The organism is Streptomyces sp. LS1784 (assembly GCF_020103755.1).
In the GTDB taxonomy this organism is placed as follows: Bacteria; Actinomycetota; Actinomycetes; order Streptomycetales; family Streptomycetaceae; genus Kitasatospora.
Genome location: NZ_JAHSQD010000612.1, coordinates 1 through 4,690, shown reverse-complemented (window position 1 = coordinate 4,690; position 4,690 = coordinate 1). Strand labels below are relative to the sequence as shown.

General features: G+C 73.2%; 6 protein-coding genes. 3 read left to right on the top strand and 3 right to left on the bottom strand.

All coding sequences use genetic code 11. The features are described 5' to 3' along the window. Positions 1-251, top strand: a 251-nt coding sequence (locus tag KS423_RS38920) for a helix-turn-helix transcriptional regulator (RefSeq protein WP_224284458.1), incomplete at its 5' end; no start/stop codon positions are given. Positions 252-300: 49 nt separating this feature from the next. Here the strand turns inward: KS423_RS38920 and KS423_RS38915 are convergent. Further along, complete coding sequence (locus tag KS423_RS38915; RefSeq protein WP_224284457.1) at positions 301-471, bottom strand: hypothetical protein; 171 nt, start codon at positions 469-471, stop codon at positions 301-303. 437 nt (positions 472-908) lie between these two features. On the opposite strand from KS423_RS38915, the gene KS423_RS38910 reads away from it, so the two are divergent. Then, positions 909-1,745, top strand: coding sequence for a GNAT family N-acetyltransferase (locus KS423_RS38910; protein ID WP_224284456.1), 837 nt, complete (start codon positions 909-911; stop codon positions 1,743-1,745). 164 nt (positions 1,746-1,909) lie between these two features. Here KS423_RS38910 and KS423_RS38905 read toward each other — a convergent pair whose 3' ends face one another. Together KS423_RS38905 and KS423_RS38900 are read right to left on the bottom strand one after the other, a co-directional pair. After that, on the bottom strand, positions 1,910-3,007 hold the full coding sequence (locus KS423_RS38905) for a chemotaxis protein (protein ID WP_224284455.1): 1,098 nt from the start codon (positions 3,005-3,007) through the stop codon (positions 1,910-1,912). Between the two features lie 213 nt (positions 3,008-3,220). Further along, on the bottom strand, positions 3,221-3,811 hold the full coding sequence (locus KS423_RS38900) for a lytic polysaccharide monooxygenase (protein WP_224284454.1): 591 nt from the start codon (positions 3,809-3,811) through the stop codon (positions 3,221-3,223). A 333-nt stretch (positions 3,812-4,144) separates the two neighbouring features. On the opposite strand from KS423_RS38900, the gene KS423_RS38895 reads away from it, so the two are divergent. Beyond that, positions 4,145-4,612 (top strand): MarR family winged helix-turn-helix transcriptional regulator, encoded by a 468-nt coding sequence (locus KS423_RS38895; protein ID WP_224284453.1) that lies wholly within the window; start codon positions 4,145-4,147, stop codon positions 4,610-4,612. Positions 4,613-4,690: the final 78 nt, after the last annotated feature.

The following is a 4,690-nucleotide window of genomic DNA, read 5'->3' as shown; positions in this document are numbered from 1 at the left end:
AGCTGGGTCTGGGCCGGGCGGCCTCGCCGGGGCGGCGCGGCTACGGTGAGCGGCTGTCCCCGCGCGAGCGGCAGGTCGCCGCCCTGGCCGCCCAGGGTGCGGCGAACCAGGACATCGCCCGGGCGCTGTTCCTGTCGACCCGTACGGTCGAGCACCACGTGGCGAGTGCGCTGCGCAAGCTCGGCGTGGGCCGGGCGGGGCTGGGCGAGGCGCTGGCCGCCGTGGACGACGCCCCGGAGGGCGCCTCCTGAAGATTGGGGTCCCGCCCGCTCCCTCAGAGGGCGGGACCCGGTCCGGGGGTCAGCCGTGCCGGTGGTGCCCGGCGCGCTCGACGAGCCGGGAGAGCCGGGCCAGGCGGGCCAGGCCCGGCCGGCGGACGCCGCTGCTGCGGCGGGCGGGCAGGACCAGCCCGGGGTCGGGGGCGGTGAAGTGCTCGTCGGCGTAGAGCCGGAGACGTTCGCGGCGGGTCATGGGCGACCTCCGGGGGGATGAGGGTCGTCGGTTCGGGCGGGCTCCAGGAAACCGGCCGGGACGGGGCGGGATCAATGCGTACCGCTACCCAATCCCGTACCGAATCCTGGGTATCCGCCGTGGCCCGTCCTCGGACGGGTCGTCAGCCCTGCCCGGCCACGGCGGCCGGCTTCCGAGACCGGTGGCGACGCGGCCCGGTGCGGCAGGGCGGGGTGGTGGGGCCGGCGGACGCGGATGGGGCCGCCACGATGCCTCGGATCTCCCGGCGCCGTGCCGAACCTCTTTCCTTACACTGGCCACCGGGTTGTGAGGCCGGATCGGTCTCCGGTACCGCCGCCAGGGGAGGAGTGTCCACAGTGTCGGATCTCATGCCGGGGTTGCCGCCGGGATACCGAGCGCGCCCGACCACTGCCGACGACCTCGGCGACATCCATCGCTTGGTCACGGCCTGCGAGCGGGAGCTCTACGGACAGGTGCACACCGATCTCGGCCGCGTCGCCGCCGACTTGGCCAGACCGGGTCTGGCCCCGGAGCTGGATACCCGACTGATCCACGACCGGGCAGGGCAGCTGGCCGCTCGGGCCTGGGTGAACCGGCGCTCGGAGGTGGACGTCCACCCCGAGCACCGCGGCCGCGGCCTGGGTGGTGCCCTCCTGGACTGGGCCGAGGCCCGCGGCCGGCAGACGGGTAGCACGCGAATCGTCCAGACCGTCCCGGACAACGACAGGGATGCTGTCGCGCTGCTGCGCTCGCGCGGATACGAGCCGATGGTGACCGAATGGCTGCTGGAGTTCCTCATGCCGGGGGAACCGACCGTGCCCGAGCCTCCCGCGGGCGTCACGGTCCGGCCGTTCAGGCCTGGTGACGAGCACGATGCACACCAGGTCGTCGAGGATGCCTTCGACGAATGGCAGCAGCGGCGCAAGTCCTACCAGGAGTGGGCCCGGCACACCGTCGAACGCCCCACCTTCGCCCCCGCGATGTCAGCGCTGGCGTTCGCCGATGGCCAACTGGTCGGCGTTGCGCTCCCGCTGGATCTCCCGGACACCGGCGAGGGCTACATCGAGCAGGTCGCGGTCCGCCGCGATCACCGCAACCGGGGCATCGCCCGTCTCCTGCTCCGCACCGTGTTCCGCAGCTTCCATCAGCGGGGACGGCGGGCGTGCACCCTCGGGACGCACTCGGAAACCGGCGCACTCGACCTGTACCTGAGCGTGGGGATGGGAGTCCGGCACAGCTCCACGGTCTTCCGGAAGGATCTGCCGGCGGAGTGACGATCAGTCACAAGACCGCAGTGCACGGGACTGCGGAAATCCGCGCAGCCGACTTCGAGTACTGACACGCGGTCGCCCTGTGCGGCGGTCCTCGGGTGTGCGCAGCCGTCCGCCGGGGTGGTGGCCGGGCGGGCGGCTGCGGGGCGGGGAGCCCTGGGCCCGGGTCAGTAGCGCAGGACGGCGGCGATCCGGCCGCTGTCGGCGAGGGTGTCGTCGGGGACGAAGCCGACCTGGGCGCCGGTGTCCAGGGTGCGCTCGATCACCTCGTCGACGATGTCCTCGCGGGCCCCGGTCTGGTCGGCCTCGGTGGGTACGAGGTGTTCGCCGTCGTCGCGGACGGTGGCGCGGTAGTTCTCCTCGACCACCAGGCGGGCGATCCGGCCCTGGCCGACGGCCTGCCAGACCTCGTCCAGGCCGGCCGCGAACTGCTGGGCGCCGCGGGCCTTGTCGAGCTGGGCGAGGTTCTCGGCGACCTCGCGTTCGGCGTGGGCGCGCACGGCGGGCTCGACCACCTTGCGGACGGTCTCGGCGTCGGCCTGGGCGAGGCCGCCGTGCGGGAGCTGCGCGGTGGACTCCTTGGCGATCGGGCCGACGGCGTCCAGCAGGGCGAGCGCGGCGGCCTCGCCGACCGCGTACAGCGGGCGGGGGGCGGCGGCCAGCAGCTTGCCGGCCTCGGTGTCGGCCTGGCGCAGGAAGGTCTTGGTCGCCTCGTCGCGGAAGGTGCTGGGCGTGTCGCCGATCTGTTCCTGCCGCTCGGGGTCGGGGTTGTCGTAGACGCGCACCAGCGGGAAGCCGTGGTCCTTGTCCTCGGCGACCCGCTCCTCGGTGCCGCCCCACAGCACCACCTTGTCGGCGGCGACCGCGAGCACCCAGTACGGGCGCTCGGCGGCGTGTGCGGCGACCAGGTTGCGGGTCAGGAAGGTGTCGGACAGGACCACCCGGGCGGGGGCGGTGCGCCCGAGTGACCAGACCTGGTGCTCGCCGGGTGCGGCGAAGATCGCCAGGCCGTCCTCGGCGTGCACCAGGTCGACCTCCGTGAGGGCCCGGTCGAGCTGCTCCAGGACGTCGAGCCGGTCGGCGCGGGAGACCTTCGGGTCGGCCTGGACGCGTTCCTTGGCCTCGGCCAGCAGGTTGCGCAGCCGGACCGGGTCCTGGGTGTTGTCCGGCTCCCGGCGGTGCGTGGGCATCAGGATCGACACCGCCGGATAGGGCCGCGGCCGGCGCAGCTCGGCGAGGACGGCGGGGCTGAGGTCGGGGCGCATGGAGACCCTTTCCGAAGGCGGTCGGCCTTCTTTCGTGGACGCGCGGGGCCTGGCACTGCTGCCAAATGTCGTCAATGTACCTATTTGCGGCTTCTTCGGCGCGCGAGCACGGTCCCGGGCCAGGGGTCTGCGGTGCGGGCGGCGGCCCGCCGGCGCCGTCCGGAGTCGGGCGGCGGCGTCGGCGGGACGCGACGGTCAGGGCCGTCGGGACGGTCAGAACTGGACGTCGGTGCAGGAGTAGAAGGCGTTGCCGGTGTCGGCGATCTCCCAGACGGCGACGATCACCTGGTGGCCGGTGCGGCCGGTGGGCAGGGTCGCGGTGTGGGTGGTGGTGGCGGCGGGCTGGCGGCCGTTGTAGGGGACGGTCAGGAACGGGGTCAGGTCCAGGGCGGCCCGGGTGATCGGCCGGCTCGCGTTGTAGCCGGGCTTGGTCAGGTAGTACGTGAAGTTCGTGGTGGAGTGCCGGGCCTCGATCTCCCAGGTGAAGGTGAGCTGCTGACCGGCCGTCACCCTGGTGGTCGGCCAGGCTCCGTTCCGGGGGTTGTCCAGCGGGGCCCAGCGGGCGTCGCCGCCGGCGCAGATGGTGCCGTCCGCCGGGCCGCGGCCCGGGAAGCCCTTGGGGCCCTCGACGCTCTGCGGCTCCCACTGGATGTCGCCGCAGTCCCACGGGACGGCGTTGGCGCCGCAGAGCGCGGAACGGCTCGGCGGCAGGTTGATGAAGCCGTGCGACTGAACCGGCAGGGCCGCCGCGATCGGCAGGACGATCGCGGCCGCGGCGGCGGCGATCAGATGGCGCTTGCGCATGGTGCTCCTCCGTGGGGGTGGATGGAGTGTGCGCCCGGCGCGGGGCGTGCGCGTGCGCGTGGGGGTGCGCACGGCGGTCCGCCGGAGACATGGCATGCCCGCGCCAGACCGGTTGCCCGACACCGTAGGATCCGCCTTCCCCTCGCGTCAATGGTCTGAACCATTTACGCCAAAGCCCTGCGAACACTGGGCGATGCCCGACACCGCACGCCCCGACCCTGCGCCCGACCCACGCGGGAAGATTACTTGCATGAGCGCTATATAAGCTCTAGCCGATATTTCAGTTCATGGCTTATCCTGTACTCAGCCACATCTGGAAGGAGGCCAGGCCCCATGACCGCCACGGACCCCGCGCTCACCGCCCCTGCCAACGGCTGGGGTGCTCTCTCCGTCCTGCACGGCCGGATCGAGTCCCACATCGAACGCGCCCTGCAGGCCAAGCACGACCTGAGCGTGCGCGAGTACTCGCTGCTCGACGTGCTCAGCCGCCAGCACGACGGTGTGGGCGGGCACCTGCAGATGAAGCAGGTGGCCGACGCGGTGGTGCTCAGCCAGAGCGCCACCACCCGCCTGGTCACCCGACTGGAGGACCGCGGGCTGCTGTCGCGCTACCTGTGCCCGACCGACCGCCGCGGCATCTACACCAACGTGAGCGAGGACGGCCTGAAGCTCCTGGAGGAGGCCAGGCCGACCAACGACGCCGCACTGCGCGAGGCGCTCGACGAGGCCGCCCGCAACCCCGAGCTGACCTCGCTGGTCCGCGCGGTCGAGGCCGTGGACGCCGCCTCGCCCGCCCGCTGACCCCGGCCGGCCCCGCACCACCACTCCCCCGGGCCCGGCCCGTCCGAACCGCACACGCGGCTCGGACGGGCCGGGCCC